Raw genomic sequence first — 16,083 nt, 5'->3', positions numbered from 1 at the left:
GGAGACGATCGTGGATGAGGGCACCTGCCGTGAGATTGTTGCTGCTTTGCTTGGCTGTTGGCCAGAGCCAGTGTTGGCAGTCTCGAAACGGATAGCGGTCACGAAACCTGCGCTGGACCGCTACCTTGCAGGGACGGAGTCGTTGAACTCTGATGCACAGCGGCACTTGATGGAGGTCCTTGGGCTCCAATGCGATGATAGCAGGGTGAACGACGACGGGGGTCAACCAGTGACCTCGACCGCACACTATGTGCTCATCGCAGGCAATGCGAAAGAGCGGGTCCTAGTCGTATATAACTTCCTCAGGAAGTGCGGGCACATGGAAACCAGCGTGGAATTGTTGCCCGCTTCCCTTGCACCTGGACATCGCTGGCGTTACCTGCTGATGATCCGATATGGCGAGGTCCCGAGCTTGATCTGCTTTCCTCGAATTGGGAAGGCAGCCAGCTTGCTGGAAAGCGGCCAGTTGACCAACTTTCAAGGACAATATTTCGTCGATCCGTTGTTTTATGCTGCGGTGGAAGTTCTGCGCGCGAGTGTGGAACAGAGGCCCGGTAGGGTTCTGAGAGCAATGCACGAATTTTACAAACGCTGGGATCGCGAGGTTTTAAACATAGCCACCACCGTGGCGCGTACCGACGAGTTCGTGAAGGGGACGGGCTAGGGCGCGCCTGATGTGAGCGCCATGCTTTGTGGAAGAAGCGAAACGCCTATGTGGTTGCGCGCTATAGACAAGCTGCGGAGCGCGCGTAGGTGTCGTCGTCGAAGCGCCAGCTCAGCGACCATAAAGACCATAAGAGGTGACAGAACGCGCGCCGGTTTTCAGTCTGTCTCGCCCGGCCGCGTTCACTATGAGAATATTATTGGTACCAGAGTTGATGTCCCTTTTCCGGGCTGGCTGGCCGCATGTCGGTGGCTTTATTCTGGACGTTGTAGCCGTTGACCGAAACCAGCCCTCGCGCTCTCGAGGGGTACAGCGACGCCACGACGCATGCTGCCCGGCCGCCCCAGTCATAACCGCCCAGCACGACCTGTTCAACCTGAAGCGCATCGAGCAGCGACAACAGGTCTGCCATAAGCGCTGCCTGCTGGCCCGAACGAAGGGTTGTCGATGCAAGGAAGCGTGTTAGCACATATCCCCTAAGAAAAGGTGTAATAGCGCGGGCGCCCCTGGGACATCAGCCGTAGCGCTACTTCGTGCGCAATCTGCCACATCGACCTTTGAATACGAAGGCTCTCGTTGTCAACTGGTCACAGGCCTGCTTATGCCGAGCTTCGAATGCTAGTCATCTTGCTACCAGTTGAGTCTCAGTCCCGCCTCTGTTGCACGGTGCCGATCATCGTCGTCCGCATGCAGGTACTGGCTGGTTGTTGAGATCGATTCATGCCCTAGGTTGTCACGCACGTATCGGAGGTCAACTTGCCCATCCATCATGTGCGAGCCCGCTGTGTGCCGCAGCCAATGGGCCGACGCTTGGCGCAACCGTTCTGTTGCGCGCTCATGCGCTTCCCCCGTTGACTGTAGATGGTCGATCGCATTGTCGAACACCTGCTTAATGATCAGGTGCACGGCGCCGCGTGTCATAGTCCGGGGTGTGCCACCGATCGGCAACAGCAGGGGTGTCGTTTCACCACCATAGGGCAGGGGAGCAAGGCCATAGTGTCGGCGATAGCGTGTCAGCTCCATCATCAGTTCGGTCGTCGCCGGCAGCAAACGTTCCTTGTCGCCCTTGCCAGTGATCGCCAGCCACCATCGGTCCTGGCCTTCGCGGTCCCGCCGTCTAAAAAAGCCCCCCATCGGATTGCTCACGACTTCCGAGATACGCAGACCCATCAGATACAGGATCGAGATCAGCCAGCGCACGCGTGCGTAGTGCTCCTGCTCCCGTGCGGTGTCACGGGGCATCGCGTCGATTGAGGTTTTGACGGCCTGCCAAAGATCGTCCTCGAGGAAGCGCGTCACGCGCGGCTTCGCCCTACGCGCACGCTGACGCGATAGAGACAGGGGATTGCCGGCCAGATAGCCCGCGTTGACCAGCCACGCGAACAGCGTATTCAGAATCACAAACGCTTGTCGCTCGCTCGCGGGGGAGAGGGGTCCCGCGAACGGCCGCCAGGATCGGTCGGCGCGGGCCACTTTGCGTCCGGTCATGACCCAGCGTTGCGCCGGTTGCGGGTCCGCCAGAAACCGCCGGTAGAGAAGGAGGTCTTCGTGTGTGAGAGAGGAGAGCGGCTTGCGCAGTTCGGTGGTCGACCACAGCAACAGCCGTTCGGACTCCTTTCGATAGGTATCAAAGGTCGCCTTCGTGTCCACGAAGCGCGCGAGCCACGCCCGGATCGCGTCGACGTCGTTTTGGGCCGCAATTTGAGGCCGGGCGCCGAGCGCGCGGTTCGTGCCGAGGCTGCCGTCGAGCTCTGGTGGGAGATACAAGTTCTCGATCGGCACCAGGGTGCCGTCGGACACGCGGAGGGGCTCAGGAAAGGGCATATGGGGTGAGACGTAGCCAATTCAGAGAATGTGTCATTTTACTTGACATTATCGTCATAATGTCTAAATTAAGCTGATCATGCGTTAGGTATAAATCGGTTTACGTTTTATTATTTACTCTATTCCTTCTAAAACCGATCTCATGTCCGATGTCCTGCCAGACGAAAGCCGCATCGCCGCTGAAATCGAACGCCTAAAGGCCGAGTTCACGAAGACCCGCGAGCTGTACCGCGAGGTCTGCGCGCTGTTGTTCTTCCGCTTCGGCATCACGCCGACCGCGAACCGTTTGTACCAGTTAGTGAAGCGGGGCAGCATGAGCACGCCGACTCAGGTACTGGGCGAGTTCTGGACCGAACTGCGCGAGAAAAGCCGCGTACGAATTGACCATCCTGATCTGCCGGCCGACCTGCAGGCTGCTGCTGGAGAGCTCGTCGCGACGCTGTGGACCCGGTCGACCGCATCAGCGCAGGCGGCGCTCGACGCGTTGCGGACGGAGACTGAAGGGGAGAAGGTCGCCGCGCGAGACGCGGTTGCGTCACTGCGGGCGGAACTGGGCCGCACCGAGACCGCGCTGGAGCAGCGCACCAGCGCGCTGCTGGCCGCGCAGGTGCGCATTCGTGATCTTGAGCAGGCGCAGGCCGCGGGAGAGGCGACGCGTCAGGCGCTTGAGACCGAGATCACGCGACAGCAAGATGAGATCGGCGCGCGCGACCGGGCACTGGTGCAGGCGAGGGGGGATTTTTCGGACGAACTGGAAAAGCTGCGCGGAGCCACTGAGCTGACAGAAGAGCGTCTACGCGCGACCGAGAAACTTACGCTGCTCGAGATCGACCGCGAACGAACCAGCAGCGCACGCATTCAGCAGGAACTGGAGGCCGCCACGCGCAGGGTCGAGCAGGGAGAGATCCGGCATCGACAGGAGATTCAAGCGCTGCAGGCCCAGCTTGGGGACGCGCGTCATCATGCCGGCGTCGTGGAGGGGAATCTGGAAGCGCTTCGTAGTTCGAACGTCATCTACGCCACCGAACTCGACGCATTGAAGCTGCAACTCGCGAACACCGCAGCGAGTCAGTCGGCTGCGCAGAAGCGTTCGCGGCATTCGGTTGAGACCCGCAAGCGTGGACGCGTCACACCCAAAGTCCCCGTGCAGAAGCGATGGGCCTAAACCCTGTCCCACGCCTCACCGCGCGCACGTTTTTCCGAGGATCTCGAAGATCGATGGCATCTGTCGTTCCCACCTGCCTCCGTTCATCGGCGGCGCCCACTTCGATCTCGACGCCATCGCGCGTATCGTGACGGACTGCGGGTAAAACGGGATGTAGTATGCGAACCTCGATGTCGTGAGTGTGCGAACGATGCCGGCTCCGGCAGGCTGCGATCAATCGGACGGCTCTAACCCTGCGCGCTTATCTCGCCAACAACTTAAATCGTGAACAGAAATCAGGTTGCAGTTACAGCGCGAAATCTCCGCGCACGCCGCTTGTATAAAGTTGAGTGGAGGAATTGTCGAGGTCTGACTGGGTCAGATAACCCTTCGCCAAGCGCTTGGTAACCGCTAGGCCGTCGGCTCCGTAACAGCGCGGAACTTGACAAAGACAATGACATTTCTCAGCATCTGCGCAGACGGCAACAAAGTCGTCGAAAAAGAGTCGCCGCCACTTCCGCCGCTCAGCACTTGATTCGAATCCAAACCGTCGAATGAGTTTGACCAATGCGGGATGGTTGTACCTGTGAGGGCATCTTTCGCAAAAATGTCTCCTGGAGTCACCAGGACCTTGAAGGCAGACAGACTCTTGAAGTTGCAGTCGATTCTCAAGTGCTCGATGTCGGGCCGAAACATACTGCAATTTATCGCTAGACTGGGCCTCAGGTCATTCAACAGCTTTGCAATGTCGGGCGTCAGCCGAGCCTCATTCGTATCGGTATTTCTCCCCGAGAATGATAGTTTTCTGCTCTCGATTATTGCGGCCGAGTCGGCGACCTTAGTCTGCAACGCAAGCCGGGCCTCTTCAATCTTCGAGTTAGCTACGGCTGTTTGTTGTACTGCTCTCGCCAGATCAACCTTGATCCTATCTAGTTCTAGAGTTTGCTTTTGAAGATTTAAGGTTTGCGCTGAGATGTCTGTTCGGACTCGTTCAGTTAGTAAATAATTGCAGGTGGCCCCGCCAAGCGATGCGCCGGCAGCTATCAGCGCGATTACCATCGATGTCTTGTTCGTCCGTCGAACGACTTGCTCTTGAGTCTCAGTGTTGGCGGATTTAATTTCCTCTGCGCGACGCTTATCTCTTGGATTGTTCATTATTTTCAAAGAAAATTTGTTCTTACCTGCGACAATAGCCCATGCGCGGTAAACGTCCAAGGAATCTCCCGGTCGATGGTCTCAATGACACCAACTCCAGCCTCGAAGCTCTTGGGGCAAGCATTTTAAGGTACGCGTCCCTATCCGCACACGCTCGTATCCCGCTGCACTGGTGCTGCGATCCCTGATGAAAAGTTGACATTTACACACCTGTAGCAAGCAGTATCGGTATTGCCCCTTCCCAGTGCTGGATGTCCGCTCACGACTCGGGACGGGTTTGCCTGACGCACGTTTGAAAAGGGGCTATGCTGCAATGTCTCAACGCGAAGAGATCTTCATTTCGGTTGACGTGGAAACGGCTGGCCCGATTCCGGGCGAATACAGCATGCTGTCGCTCGGGGCATGCGCAGTTGACGCGCCGGATTGCGCATTTTCGTGCGAAATCCGTCCGATCAACCGCAACTATATATCCGAGGCGCTGAAGGTCACGGGACTGTCTCTCGAAGCACTTGAAAAGGATGGCCAGTCGCCAGAGGACGCCATGAGCGGGTTTGCTGATTGGATCCAAAAGCTCTGCGGGATCAGGGCAACGCCTGTGTTTGTTGGGCTGAATGCACCGTTCGACTGGTCTTTCGTCAACTATTACTTCCATCGCTTTCTAGGCGAGAATCCGTTTGGTTTCACCGCACTGGATATCAAGGCGTATTTCATGGGAGTAACAGGATGCTCATGGCGCGACACGCGTTCCAGTGCCATCGCGAAGCTAGTGCATCCCCAACTTGGGGGCAATCACGATGCCCTGCATGATGCGCGCTATCAAGCGGAGCTGTTTCGATTGATCCGGCAACTATCAAACGGGAAGGTGTAGGCCGGCAAGTGGAACCTGTTGTGTTCGACCATCCGTGGCTGGATGGTGTCAAGTTTGGGGTTGTACTAGATATATCTCTGCACAATGCTTCGATACAAAAGAGAGGACCTAACCACCTACCTCCCGCCACGGGACCGTAATCCTCCGCGTGTCGGTTCTTCGGATCATGGAGTCGCAGGATTTAGCCTCGCGCGATAGTTCGTGGCGCGAGGCCGAGATGAAATTCACCAAGCCTTGATCGGTCTGGTTTCAGGGCCTGCATTGGGATCCTTGTAGCCCGGGGCCAGCTGTGCGTTGTTTGCTCCGTACAGAGCCAGTGGATCCCTGAGCCACAGGGCATATTCCGGACCGCTGAGGCTGTGATCGGGTGAACAGTCAATTGTCGAGCGGCGCAGCATGTAGCCTGCATTTGCCGCGCGTACCTTGACGCGGAGCACTCCGTCCGGCATGTCGTAGTCCATCATTACAACCTCGGGCCTCGGGTGTGCAGGGTGTGGCACCAGTTCCAGCTCGATGATCCGGTTCCACTGTGCGTCCTGATCGACTTTCTCCGCATCGGCAATCGCACTGCCCTCAAGAAGAACCGGGTCTTCCATCCGCGTGAAAACGAAGTCGCGGAATCCCTTGCGTCGCCGATCGTACGCGCGGACGTGCCAACGCATACCGTTGTTGACCAAGGCAGTCGGCACTATTTCACGCTCGTTGTGCCCACTTTCGACGGACGTGTACCCCATCCGTATGGCCTTGCCGCGATGTATGGCGCGCGTAATCGGTGCAAGCACCGACATCTTTGGAACGCTCAGGGCCAGCGGAAATTCGCAGCGCACCATCGGTTTGAGTTCGTCCCCGATCCCTTCGCCGAAGCCTCGCGAAAGTGCAGTGAGAACCCGCTGGGGCGCGTGATCGAACAGGGGCAGGAAGTTTTCGGTCGGGCGATAGATCTTGTCGGTGTTATCGAGCGCGAGATTTCCAGGCGCCAGTTCCTTGTACTGAGCGATATCTCGCGTCGCGGCGGCCGGCCCGGTACCGAAGCGGTCCGCTACGTCGGCACGCTTAAGTTCGCCGAGAAAGAAGAGCTTGAAATCGATGTGAGATAGGCGCTCGCGCTGGACCTGCGGGAGGCGCTGAAGGAGCGCCCGATTCGGTTGGCTGGAAGATTGAGTCATGGCGCGATGATACTCGAAAGTTCGATATGGTCAAATAGATACGACTAGTTGATATAATCAAAATGATGATATATGATGATCCCTGCGCAATGTTTTAAACAGTTTGCCTTGGCAAACCGAGTCACGGAAAGGCGGTGGTTTTGCGGCCGGGCATGTGGCAAGGCGCAGTTCAACCATTTGCGGTACCAGTAGATCGGCAATGCTAGAGCGAACGCGCGGACAGCTCCGGATGAGAGGAACCACAGTCAAAGGAGCCTTTCATCACGCGCATGGTCGGACGCGACCGCCGTGCTACAGGCAAGAGTCGTCGCGCTTTTACGGCACCCCTTTCCACTCCTACAGGCAGACGCATGAGTAGCATCGATGAAACCGTGGAGTTGTTGGTCGATCCGGTGGCGGCAGCGCCTGAAGCTCCTGTCGATGGGCATCAGCCGCTTGTCGAGCCACCCGGGCAGCTTTCCATCCTTGACGACGAAGGACTTGCCAAAGAGTTGCAGCGTTTCGCACAGGGAGCGGGGAATATTCTCGTGGTGGCCAATGCGTACACCGTCTGTGTGCATCATCGTCGGGCGGAGCAGAACAAATGGGAACTCGCGTGCTGTGGCGAATTGGGTGAACTTTCCGTCGAGGCTGCCAGGCCACTCACGCGCGGCCGGCTGACGTGGGCAAACGTCGCAGGCACGCCTTGGATGGTTGATCCCGACTCCGCGTCGGCTGCCCGAATGACGGTGGCCTTACTGCAGAAATGGTTGAAGAACTCCATCGGGGTCACGGGCGGTCGCGAAGGTAACGTGACCCCGGGTATCAAAGAAGAGCTTTACTATCTCGCCGGGTGCCGCTGCCAGTTCGCTGGATGCGGGCGCGACCTGCGTCATCACGCAGCGACGGGCCGCCGTGGGCGCTTCAGCTACTTTGCGCACATCGTCGCGGCCTCCGCTGATGGTCCGCGAGGCGACCCGACGCAATCGATGGAACTTGCATCCGACCTTGGCAATTTCATGTTGCTTTGCGACGAGTGTCATCGCCTGATCGACAAGGTCAATCCGGCGAAATACACGGTTGCAGTTCTGCGCAAGATGCGGGAAGACAACATCGCGGAAGTTCGGCGCCTCCTTGACACCTTGCAGCACAAGCCGTCTGAAATCATCGCCATCGTTGGCAACATCGCTGGCCAGCCTGCGCAGTTCAGCATGGACGATGCGCATGATGCGCTGTGGGGTGCCGGGTTACGCAGCAACGACTCAAAGCCCGCACGATACTTCTATCCCGGTGGCCAGCATCATGATGTGCATAGTGCGGCCTACTGGACCTCACTTTTCCAGCAGATGAAGCTGGACCTTCCGATGTTGCAAACGTTGCTCAATGGCACCCGTGCTGGTGCCGCGCGACCGCGCCTCTCTGTTTTTCCGATGCACAGCACGTCTGTCCTGCTGCTTGCGGGACGCGTGCTCGGGGACACCGAGGCAACGCATCTGTTCCAGCCTCACCGCAACAAGGTCGGTGCGGGTACGCGTTGGGCGTGGCCGGCGGTGCATGCAATTCCCGCTCTGGACAAATTCAAAACGGAAGTCCTTCGCCCTGATGTCGGCGATCACGAAGCAGCCACGCTTATCCTGGCGCTCACATCGGACATTAGCGCCGCGCGCCTTCCTGCCGATTGCGCGCAAGGCGATGAACTCTTATTGCCGACTCTGCGTATAACTGGGCCGATCTTCGACAAGGACTGCATGCAGCAGCCTGAGGATCTACAGTTGCTGGGGCTCGCGGTGGACGCCGCCATGCGCACGCTCCAGGATGAGTGGCGCGTTCGCAAGGTTTATCTATTCGTCAGCGCGCCGGCATCCGCGGTGGTTGCTACGGGCCAGAAGATGCAGGCCCGGCATCACGCTGTGTACATCTGCCACGAAGCGACAGCAGGCCCAGGTTCCGCCTACAAGGCGACCATCGAAATCACCCCCACGTTCGTCCGCGAATTGGTCTCGGGGCTGGCGCAGTCTCACTCCCTCCAACCCTGACCGAGGATTCTCATGACGACCAACCCGTCTCTTTCGAAGCGCCTGATTGCGTCCTTGAACGCTCGCGCGGAGGCACAGCAGTGGGAGCAGTTGATCGCGAAGCTGTTGCAACGCCTTGAGCTCAACCCCGAGGACCGCGCCAGCGCCGTGGCAGACTACGAGAAAGTCGCAGATCGCCTCGCGCAGAAACTGAGCATTCCGCGCCACGATGTTCACATCTTTCCGCAGGGTTCGATGCGCACGCAGACGACCATCAGCCAGCAACATCCGGTGAAATTCGATCTCGATCTGGTGGTGAAGCTGACGGGACCTGCATACGACTCGCCGGATCCCGAGACGATGTTCGAGGCGTTTGGCCTGGCACTCGAAGGCAACGAGACGGTGACGGGCAAGCCGGACCCCAAACGTCGTTGCTGGCGCCTGCAATTTCCCGGAAAGCCCTACTACTTTGACCTGACGCCCGCGGTCCGCGATCAGACGGGGCGTGAGGGATCGAGTCTTTCTGTGCGTGATCCAGATATCCGATGGGCGCCTTCCAATCCCGAGGAGTTCGCCAACTGGTTCTGCATGCGTGCGGCAAAGCGCTTCGAGTTCGAGAGGCAGCTGATGAAAGCCGTGATGGATTCAGCGACCATCACGCCGTTGCCTGATGAAGAGATCGGTCTGGACGACATCTTGCGCCGCACGGTACAACTCATGAAGTTGCACCGCGACACGATGTATCGGGGTAACCCGAAACAGGATTTGATGCCTATTTCCGTCATCATCGTCACGCTAGCAACAAATGCCTACGCAGATCTGTACGCTGCACGCAGGACCAGCTTCTCTTCGCCCATTGAGCTCGTTCTCGCTCTGGTTGAAGCGATGCCACATTACATCCAGAAGGACCACACAGGCTGGCGCGTAGAGAATCCGAAGCTCAAGGGCGAAAATTTTGCTGACAGATGGAACAGCGATGAAGATGCTCGCGCTCTCGAGTTCGAGCGCTGGCACGCACGGCTGGAGACTGACCTTGAGGCATTGCTGCATCAAAGCCATCGGGCACCCAGCGAGGACCGGATCCGCAGCATCTTTGGTACGACCGGCCTCGAAGCGTGGAAGGCCAGCCGACCCAGGGTGAGCGTGCTCGACGGCCTCATTGGCAGCGCCGATGGGTTCACGAGGTCCAACCCCGACAAGCCTGTGAGAACAGGTTCGTCGAATACGTTGGGCTGAACGCGCGTGGAGCGTAGTCCGTTCGAAACGGCCGCCGAGAAAGTACGGGATTGGCTCGACTTCGGATCTGGCTCGCCCTGGGCCAGGCGCGACAGCCGCCTCGGCGGCGGGAAAGGGCATGCCTGGGACGTTGACCTCCAGGACGACACGCTTCCGGTAAAACGAGTGCGTGTCGCGCTCTTACCCGACTTTCCAGCAAGTCCGTGCGAACTCTATGTTGACAAGAGCCACTTCCTGAAGGTGCCGCACGTGGAATCTGACGGCCATGTTTGCATCGGGATCGCACCGATTCCCGAGGACTATGATGATCCCGTTGGCGCTGTCAAACGTGCGCTTCGAGCGTTCAACGGGCAGTTGATCGGTCAAGCAGGTGACCCGCAGTGGATAGAGGAGCAGTTTCACAGCGAGCGAGCGTCGTATTGGTTGCATTACTGCAACAGTCGTCGGAAGGCCTTGGACAGCCGTCCCGTTGCGAAGCAAACCTACGTCGACTTCAGCGCAACAGGTGCATGGGCTGAGGGCACCATCGCCGCGTACATCCCAAGCGGATCGAAGCATCGCCGCTACGCGCTTCAGATAGCGACGACAGCGTCGGTCGATCCACAGGAGCTCGCTGCGCGGCACAATTGGGCCAGCGGAACGCTGGTGCGCGGCAGTGCGCTGTTCGTACGCCTCGACGACAACGAGCGCTGGACACCAGCAAGCTGGCCAATGTCGTTCAAAGAGCTGGATATGCTTGTGAGCCGGGTCACCAATCACGATTGCTCGCTTGTCAATTGGGCGAGTCGAGCCGTGCGCGGCCAGGAAGCGATTCCGCCGACGAAGGTGAAGAAGTCAAAGAAGGAGCGCCGCAATGACGGTCCAGAAGTACCTCCCGGGCAGCCGCCGCTGCTCGTCGTCCTCGCGCAGGGCGGAGTGATGTTTGGATACCAGGTGTTCGGCACCGCAATGGCCCTACTGCAACCGCCAGCCGTTGAGCCGGTGTTCATCACTCGCGTCGATGCGGATTGGGCACTGGCCCGTGACCATGATCTCGCTCTCCTGCACGCCAGGCGCAAAATGCGCGTACTGTTGTTGGGGAACGGCTCGCTGGGCAGTCCGTTGGCAAAAGCACTGGCACGTAGTGGCATCGGCCAGCTTGACATTGTAGACGCGCAGCTTATGGGTGTCGAAAACACCAGTCGACACGAACTGGGGTTGAGCGAGGTGGGGCAATCGAAAGCACATGCGCTAGCCCGGCAACTGAAAGCGGATGTCCCCGGGCTGAACGTGCGGGGCTATCTCGCCGACGCACCTACTTGGGTCACTAAGAACTGCACGCCAGGAGCATATGATCTGGTGGTGGAGTGCACTGCGGAATCGACTGTGCGAACTTTCATCTCCACCATGCGATCCACCTTGTTCGGCAATATCCCGATTATTCATGCCTGGACGGAGCCACTTTGCAGTGCCGGTCACGTCGTATTGACCCAGTCCGCAGTGCCGTGGCCAGTCGACGACCCGGCGGACACGCTGGTCAACGCCAGCGATCTTCCCGCCCGCGATACGCGCGTCGATTTGCCCGCCTGTTCGGATGGTTTCCACCCGTACGGCGCCGCGGACATCCAGCTGATCGCCGCGTTCGCAGCAGAACGCATAATTGCTGTTTTCGACGACATAGCACAACCGTCGACAATATGGTCATGGGTCCGCTCGAGCGCGTTCTTCGCTACCTTGCCTGCGCCGGTTACGATGCGTCCAATCGTGCCCATCTCTGCGTCGAAATCTGACAGCGCAACAACGACTCGAGAACTCTCAAAAGTGCTGCGCGGCGAATGACCTATTGCATCCTTAATTATCGTCTGCCCGGTGCAGCCTGGTCGCTAGAGTTTAGTGAAACGGCCATCGGGACACTTCTCGGTCACGTTCAGCGCTCGCGCTCGAGCAAAGAGTCCGTCGGCCAGCTATTCACGAGAGACCTCACTGCTAACCCTGTCGTCGCAGAAATTGCAACGGTTTTGACGCCTACACGAGCTGCATGGGCGCGGGTGACCTTCAGCACTGATCGTGCAAGGAGCGAACGCGAATCGCTTTTCAGGGGCGGACTACATTGCGTTGGCTTTTGGCATACGCATCCGGAACCGTGGCCTACGCCGTCGGCAGAAGATCGTCGCCTGGCACGCGAACATGCGCTGGCGGCACAGCCACAGCTTGCAGGAATTGTCTTCGTCATTGTCGGAACTGCGCCACCGCCCACCGGCGTGCGTGTCTGGGTTGACGATGGAATCGACTTGCATGAAGCTCTATCCGAAGATAGCTGCACCGTACTTGCCGAATAGAAGCGGGTGTTATGTTAAGAGGTTGGCGCCGAACACTGATCATAGCGAGTCATGGGAAGAAACACGTTTGTCGTCAGGCGCTTAAGCCAACGCCCCGCGCGATAGCCACCGGTCTTTCAACACAAACAGTTGATAACCGATCGTGCTCGGTTTGCCTTGTGCAAACGAGCAGTTGTTATCGATCATCGACTACGTGAGCGAGGACGGCCCGCGCGTGGCCGTCGACCTGGCAGTGACAATTCGTGCGGCGACCGATAGCCTCGCCACCTAACCGAATCGCTATCGCACGGGGCGCATCCAAGGGCGCGGATGAGCCGATACGGGCATGTGTTAGCGGCGGCGCAAATCCGGCACTAAACGGCGGCACAAGGTTGAGTAGGAGCGTCAACGAGTAGGGGCCGTTACCGGCACCTACTGCCGAGTGAGGGTCATCAGAATGGATCGTCGACGTCGTTCAGGTGAGCGTTCACGGGAGGTGCGCGTTGTTCGTGTAGCAGTTCGTGCAATGCGAACTGATAGTGCAGGCAGATTCGCTCGCGTAGATCGTCGATGAGTTCGATGACGGCGAGTGCCTGATCGGCGGACCAGTTGTCCGGAATCAGGAAGTCGAGCCCACAAGTAATTCCTGAAGGCAGATGAAGGCGCGTCATGATGCCTTCTTTTCGGCCTTGGCCGCAGTACGTTTCTTCGTGCGTTGCTCAGCGCGTTCACGCGCCTCCTTGACGCGATAGGACTCGCCCTCAATCACGACGACTTCCGCACGATGCACCAGTCGGTCAACAAGGGAAACGACGCAAGCCGCGTTCGGAAACACCTCATGCCATTCTCCAAACGGTCGATTTGTCGTAACCACCGTTGATGCAACCCCGTATCTCCTGCTGACGAGTTCGAACAGCAGATCGGCGTGGCGGTTCGAGTACGAGAGGTAGCCAACCTCGTCGATTACGAGGACGTCGGGTGAGGCATAGCGGTTCAGTCGGCGGCGCAAGGCCGAATCGCTATCGAGCGCGGCCAGTTCACCGAGCATCTCGCCTGCGGTCGTGAACAAGGCAGTGTGGCCATGTACGATTGCCTGATAGGCGAGATTGAGCGCCAGTGTCGATTTGCCGACGCCGTTCGGGCCGATCAGCACAACGTTCCCGGTGTCCTTGACGAACTCAAGCGCCATCAGCTCTTCGACGGCGGCACGATCGCACCGCTTGGGCCAGGCCCAATCAAAGTCGCACAACGGTTTGAAGCTGCCTAGATGCGCATCACGGATACGCCGCTCCAGGGAGCGGCGACCGCGCTCGTCCTCTTCCCACTGCAGCAGAGGCGTAACCCACTGCTCGGCTGCCACGTCGGGCCAATGCGCCAGCAGTCCATACAGGCGCAAGGCGTGCGCGCGGTTTTGCAGATCATCAGGCGAGCTCATCAGTGCCTCCCGTGATCTGGTCGTAAATGTCGAGCCGATGAGGTGTCACCAGCGTGTCCTTCCTGCGCACGTGTTCCGGCATCGGGATGGCCACTGGCGGAGGCAGCTTGCGCGCCTCGCGCCGGCGCTCCAGTGCCAGACGTACCGGATTCGGGTGAGGTGCAGCACCACTGGCGAGAGTCTCCTCAATGGCCGCCTGCAGTTCGGAGGCGCCATAGCGGTCAAGCAGGCGAAGAAGATTGGCTGTGATGTTGCCCAGATTGCCGCCCCGTTCAGCGGCGCGCAGCATCAGCGTCTGGCTGGCCGGTGCCGCCTGGGCCAGATGGTCGAGGCCGCGATGGTGACGGGCCTCGCGTTTGCGTGCAATGAGGGCGTCGATATGTGTGGCAATTTCGATCTGTGCGCCGCGATCATAACTTCGCACATGGGTGGCGAGCAGATCGGCGCCGTCGAGAATGCGTACCTGGCGCGGATCGGCCCGTACCGTGAGCGTGCGCCGCACGTGCGTATGTGGGATCGTGTAGTCGTTCAGGTCGAAACGTACATAAGGCGTCTTGTTGACCCTCACGGCCAGTTGTAGCTCGCACGGATACGGATTCGCCGGCAGGGCGAGCAGGCTGGGCTGTTCGCGGGCGAAGGCCTCACGCACAGTGATCGTGGGCTCTTCCCGGCACGGTCGATCAGCTGCAGGTCCAGCGCACCAGAGGGCGGCCTGGGCATTGAGGTCGTCGAGGTCGACGAATTTGCGCGCGGCAAAGAAATTCTCGCGTACAAACCGTATAGCCCGTTCGACGCGACCCTTCTCATTTCCCCGGTATACGGCCACTGGACGGGGCTCGTAGCGATGATGCGCGGCGAACGCGAGCAGCGTCGGGTTGAAGCGGATCGCGTCGCCCCGCCGTTCAAGCACGGCACTTTTAAGATTGTCGTACAGGACGACACGTGGCAATCCGGACCATGCCGCCCAGGCACCGGCGTGACCGGCCAGGAAGCTGTCCATGCGCGCATCGAGGAAGAAGTGCAGATAGATCTGTCGCGACCACGACAGCACCATCACGAAGGCCATCAGGGGTCGGCGCGCACGTCCGATCTGAAGATGGCCGAAGCTCCCCCAGTCGCATTGAGCTTGCTCCCCAGGCAAGGTGCGAAGCCGAAGGTACGCCTCGGCCATCGGGCGCGGACGATGAAGCGAAACCAGGTGTCTGAAGTGGTGCTGACCGCCGCGGTAGCCGCGCTCATAGACCATCGCATACAGCCGGCTGGCCGTGAGTGACGGAAACTTCTTCAGAGTCTCATGGACGAACGGCAGGTAGGCATCGATCTGCGAGGGCCGCAGCACCGGGCCAATCCGGGGCAGTCCAGCCTGCGCCAGCACGCGCTGGACGGTTCCGCGGTGTACGTGCAACTGGCGCGCGATGGTGCCACAACGCCACTTCTCGACATGGTAGTAGCGCAGGATCTGCGCTTCGAGTTCAACTCCGATGGTCACGGGTCCCTTCCTTTGCAGTGAGTAGCAGTACGAACGTCACGGAAGACACGACGGCGCAGCGGCCCGAGGCGTACGAAGCCCGGACAGACGCAGTGGCAGAAATGGCAATGCTCAGGCACAGGTGTAGCGCTGGTGGGTACCGCTGCTCTGGCCGCCGACGTCGTCGAAGTCGGTGCCAGTAGAGCATCGGCGGCAGGCACGGCGGAACCGTGATGCGTCACTTTATTCTGGCGGCTGCGATAGCGGCGCATTCGTTCGGCGTGCGCAAACCGGCCGTGGCGACTGCGCTGATAGCGCTGAGCGGCCTCGCGCAAGCTTGCCTGGCGTGAGGCTCGGGAGCAGTCGCCTTCGCAGTAAATCTGTCCGCGGTCACAACGGCGGCAAACGATGACCTGCGCCCGGCAGCGGGCGCACACAAAGAGGCGGCCTGACGCCGGCATCGGCAATCCCCGTCAATGCCGATGCGATATCGACAGAGCTGACCGGGCGTGCAATACTTTGCTGGCACCGTACCCCGTCGTGCGCGTGCTGGGCTCGACACCGGATTGGACCTGGCAGTTTAGGCCGGTGTCGGGCCTGTTTCTTCGGCGGTAAGCCTTCTTCTACCGCATCCAGACTCCTGCGTCACCCCTCCCTGAAACGAGCCGCGCCGGGGTGCGTCTGCACTCGCCCTTCGGGCTCCTTTCGACGCACCCGATACCGCCCATCGATGCCGTCGACAACAAGCACCGAACAGCTCTGCAGAACAGGAATCGTTTCGCATTTCTGATCGACGCCGCCATCTGGTGTCGGATTCTGACCGCCGTTCACA

15 protein-coding genes and 1 pseudogene are annotated in these 16,083 nt (G+C 59.4%); 8 read left to right on the top strand and 8 right to left on the bottom strand.

Annotation, left to right across the window (positions count from 1 at the left end; translation table 11 throughout):
• Positions 1–664: hypothetical protein (locus BSU04_RS47270; protein WP_218827424.1), on the top strand; the 664-nt coding region annotated here is incomplete at its 5' end.
• Between the two features lie 70 nt (positions 665–734).
• Here the strand turns inward: BSU04_RS47270 and BSU04_RS43165 are convergent.
• Together BSU04_RS43165 and BSU04_RS43160 are read right to left on the bottom strand one after the other, a co-directional pair.
• A pseudogene (locus BSU04_RS43165) lies at positions 735–1,172 on the bottom strand (alpha/beta fold hydrolase); the annotation flags it as partial.
• A gap of 122 nt (positions 1,173–1,294) precedes the next feature.
• The gene (locus BSU04_RS43160) at positions 1,295–2,488 is read right to left on the bottom strand and encodes a tyrosine-type recombinase/integrase (protein ID WP_089166295.1); all 1,194 of its coding nucleotides are present in this window, start codon (positions 2,486–2,488) and stop codon (positions 1,295–1,297) included.
• Between the two features lie 142 nt (positions 2,489–2,630).
• Here BSU04_RS43160 and BSU04_RS43155 point away from each other — a divergent pair, with 142 nt between their 5' ends.
• The gene (locus tag BSU04_RS43155; RefSeq protein ID WP_089166294.1) at positions 2,631–3,653 is read left to right on the top strand and encodes a DNA-binding protein; all 1,023 of its coding nucleotides are present in this window, start codon (positions 2,631–2,633) and stop codon (positions 3,651–3,653) included.
• Between the two features lie 390 nt (positions 3,654–4,043).
• On the opposite strand, the gene BSU04_RS43150 is transcribed toward BSU04_RS43155, so the two are convergent.
• Positions 4,044–4,847 carry a hypothetical protein gene (locus BSU04_RS43150; protein ID WP_089166293.1) on the bottom strand — a complete coding sequence of 268 codons (804 nt, stop codon included), beginning with the start codon at positions 4,845–4,847 and terminating at the stop codon, positions 4,044–4,046.
• A 217-nt stretch (positions 4,848–5,064) separates the two neighbouring features.
• On the opposite strand from BSU04_RS43150, the gene BSU04_RS43145 reads away from it, so the two are divergent.
• Positions 5,065–5,655 (top strand): 3'-5' exonuclease, encoded by a 591-nt coding sequence (locus tag BSU04_RS43145; protein ID WP_256983914.1) that lies wholly within the window; start codon positions 5,065–5,067, stop codon positions 5,653–5,655.
• 224 nt (positions 5,656–5,879) lie between these two features.
• On the opposite strand, the gene BSU04_RS43140 is transcribed toward BSU04_RS43145, so the two are convergent.
• The gene (locus BSU04_RS43140; RefSeq protein WP_089166291.1) at positions 5,880–6,821 is read right to left on the bottom strand and encodes a WYL domain-containing protein; all 942 of its coding nucleotides are present in this window, start codon (positions 6,819–6,821) and stop codon (positions 5,880–5,882) included.
• Positions 6,822–7,171: 350 nt separating this feature from the next.
• Here BSU04_RS43140 and BSU04_RS43135 point away from each other — a divergent pair, with 350 nt between their 5' ends.
• The 5 genes from BSU04_RS43135 to BSU04_RS48425 all read left to right on the top strand — a co-directional run bounded on the left by BSU04_RS43135 (position 7,172) and on the right by BSU04_RS48425 (position 12,640).
• Positions 7,172–8,836 (top strand): SAVED domain-containing protein, encoded by a 1,665-nt coding sequence (locus BSU04_RS43135; RefSeq protein WP_089166290.1) that lies wholly within the window; start codon positions 7,172–7,174, stop codon positions 8,834–8,836.
• Positions 8,837–8,848: 12 nt separating this feature from the next.
• Complete coding sequence (locus BSU04_RS43130) at positions 8,849–10,051, top strand: nucleotidyltransferase domain-containing protein (RefSeq protein ID WP_089166289.1); 1,203 nt, start codon at positions 8,849–8,851, stop codon at positions 10,049–10,051.
• Between the two features lie 6 nt (positions 10,052–10,057).
• On the top strand, positions 10,058–11,869 hold the full coding sequence (locus BSU04_RS43125) for a ThiF family adenylyltransferase (RefSeq protein ID WP_089166288.1): 1,812 nt from the start codon (positions 10,058–10,060) through the stop codon (positions 11,867–11,869).
• Positions 11,866–12,369: a Mov34/MPN/PAD-1 family protein gene (locus BSU04_RS43120; RefSeq protein ID WP_089166287.1), complete on the top strand. Its 504-nt coding sequence runs from the start codon at positions 11,866–11,868 to the stop codon at positions 12,367–12,369. Before BSU04_RS43125 ends, BSU04_RS43120 begins: the two co-directional genes overlap by 4 nt.
• 142 nt (positions 12,370–12,511) lie before the next feature.
• Positions 12,512–12,640 (top strand): hypothetical protein, encoded by a 129-nt coding sequence (locus BSU04_RS48425; RefSeq protein WP_256983913.1) that lies wholly within the window; start codon positions 12,512–12,514, stop codon positions 12,638–12,640.
• A gap of 160 nt (positions 12,641–12,800) precedes the next feature.
• Here BSU04_RS48425 and BSU04_RS43115 read toward each other — a convergent pair whose 3' ends face one another.
• From BSU04_RS43115 to BSU04_RS47265, 4 genes are all read right to left on the bottom strand, one after another.
• On the bottom strand, positions 12,801–13,019 hold the full coding sequence (locus BSU04_RS43115; protein ID WP_089166286.1) for a hypothetical protein: 219 nt from the start codon (positions 13,017–13,019) through the stop codon (positions 12,801–12,803).
• Positions 13,016–13,783: an IS21-like element helper ATPase IstB gene (istB, locus tag BSU04_RS43110; RefSeq protein WP_089166285.1), complete on the bottom strand. Its 768-nt coding sequence runs from the start codon at positions 13,781–13,783 to the stop codon at positions 13,016–13,018. Before istB ends, BSU04_RS43115 begins: the two co-directional genes overlap by 4 nt.
• Positions 13,770–15,272 (bottom strand): IS21 family transposase, encoded by a 1,503-nt coding sequence (gene istA, locus BSU04_RS43105; protein ID WP_089166284.1) that lies wholly within the window; start codon positions 15,270–15,272, stop codon positions 13,770–13,772. The genes istB and istA overlap by 14 nt, the downstream gene beginning before the upstream one ends.
• Positions 15,273–15,896: 624 nt before the next feature.
• A partial coding sequence (locus tag BSU04_RS47265; protein ID WP_218827423.1) for a hypothetical protein occupies positions 15,897–16,083 on the bottom strand: 187 nt, incomplete at its 5' end.

This window comes from Caballeronia sordidicola, assembly GCF_002220365.1.
GTDB lineage: Bacteria > Pseudomonadota > Gammaproteobacteria > Burkholderiales > Burkholderiaceae > Caballeronia > Caballeronia sordidicola_C.
The sequence above is the reverse complement of the archived record's forward strand: the minus strand, read 5'-3'. Positions and strand labels throughout refer to the sequence as shown.

Coding starts and splice junctions, on each gene's coding strand:
- BSU04_RS43160 (WP_089166295.1), bottom strand. CDS start 2,488: ATGCCCTTTCCTGAGCCCCTCCGCGTGTCCGACGGCACCCTGGTGCCG.
- BSU04_RS43155 (WP_089166294.1), top strand. CDS start 2,631: ATGTCCGATGTCCTGCCAGACGAAAGCCGCATCGCCGCTGAAATCGAA.
- BSU04_RS43140 (WP_089166291.1), bottom strand. CDS start 6,821: ATGACTCAATCTTCCAGCCAACCGAATCGGGCGCTCCTTCAGCGCCTC.
- BSU04_RS43135 (WP_089166290.1), top strand. CDS start 7,172: ATGAGTAGCATCGATGAAACCGTGGAGTTGTTGGTCGATCCGGTGGCG.
- BSU04_RS43130 (WP_089166289.1), top strand. CDS start 8,849: ATGACGACCAACCCGTCTCTTTCGAAGCGCCTGATTGCGTCCTTGAAC.
- BSU04_RS43120 (WP_089166287.1), top strand. CDS start 11,866: ATGACCTATTGCATCCTTAATTATCGTCTGCCCGGTGCAGCCTGGTCG.
- BSU04_RS43115 (WP_089166286.1), bottom strand. CDS start 13,019: ATGACGCGCCTTCATCTGCCTTCAGGAATTACTTGTGGGCTCGACTTC.
- istB (WP_089166285.1), bottom strand. CDS start 13,783: ATGAGCTCGCCTGATGATCTGCAAAACCGCGCGCACGCCTTGCGCCTG.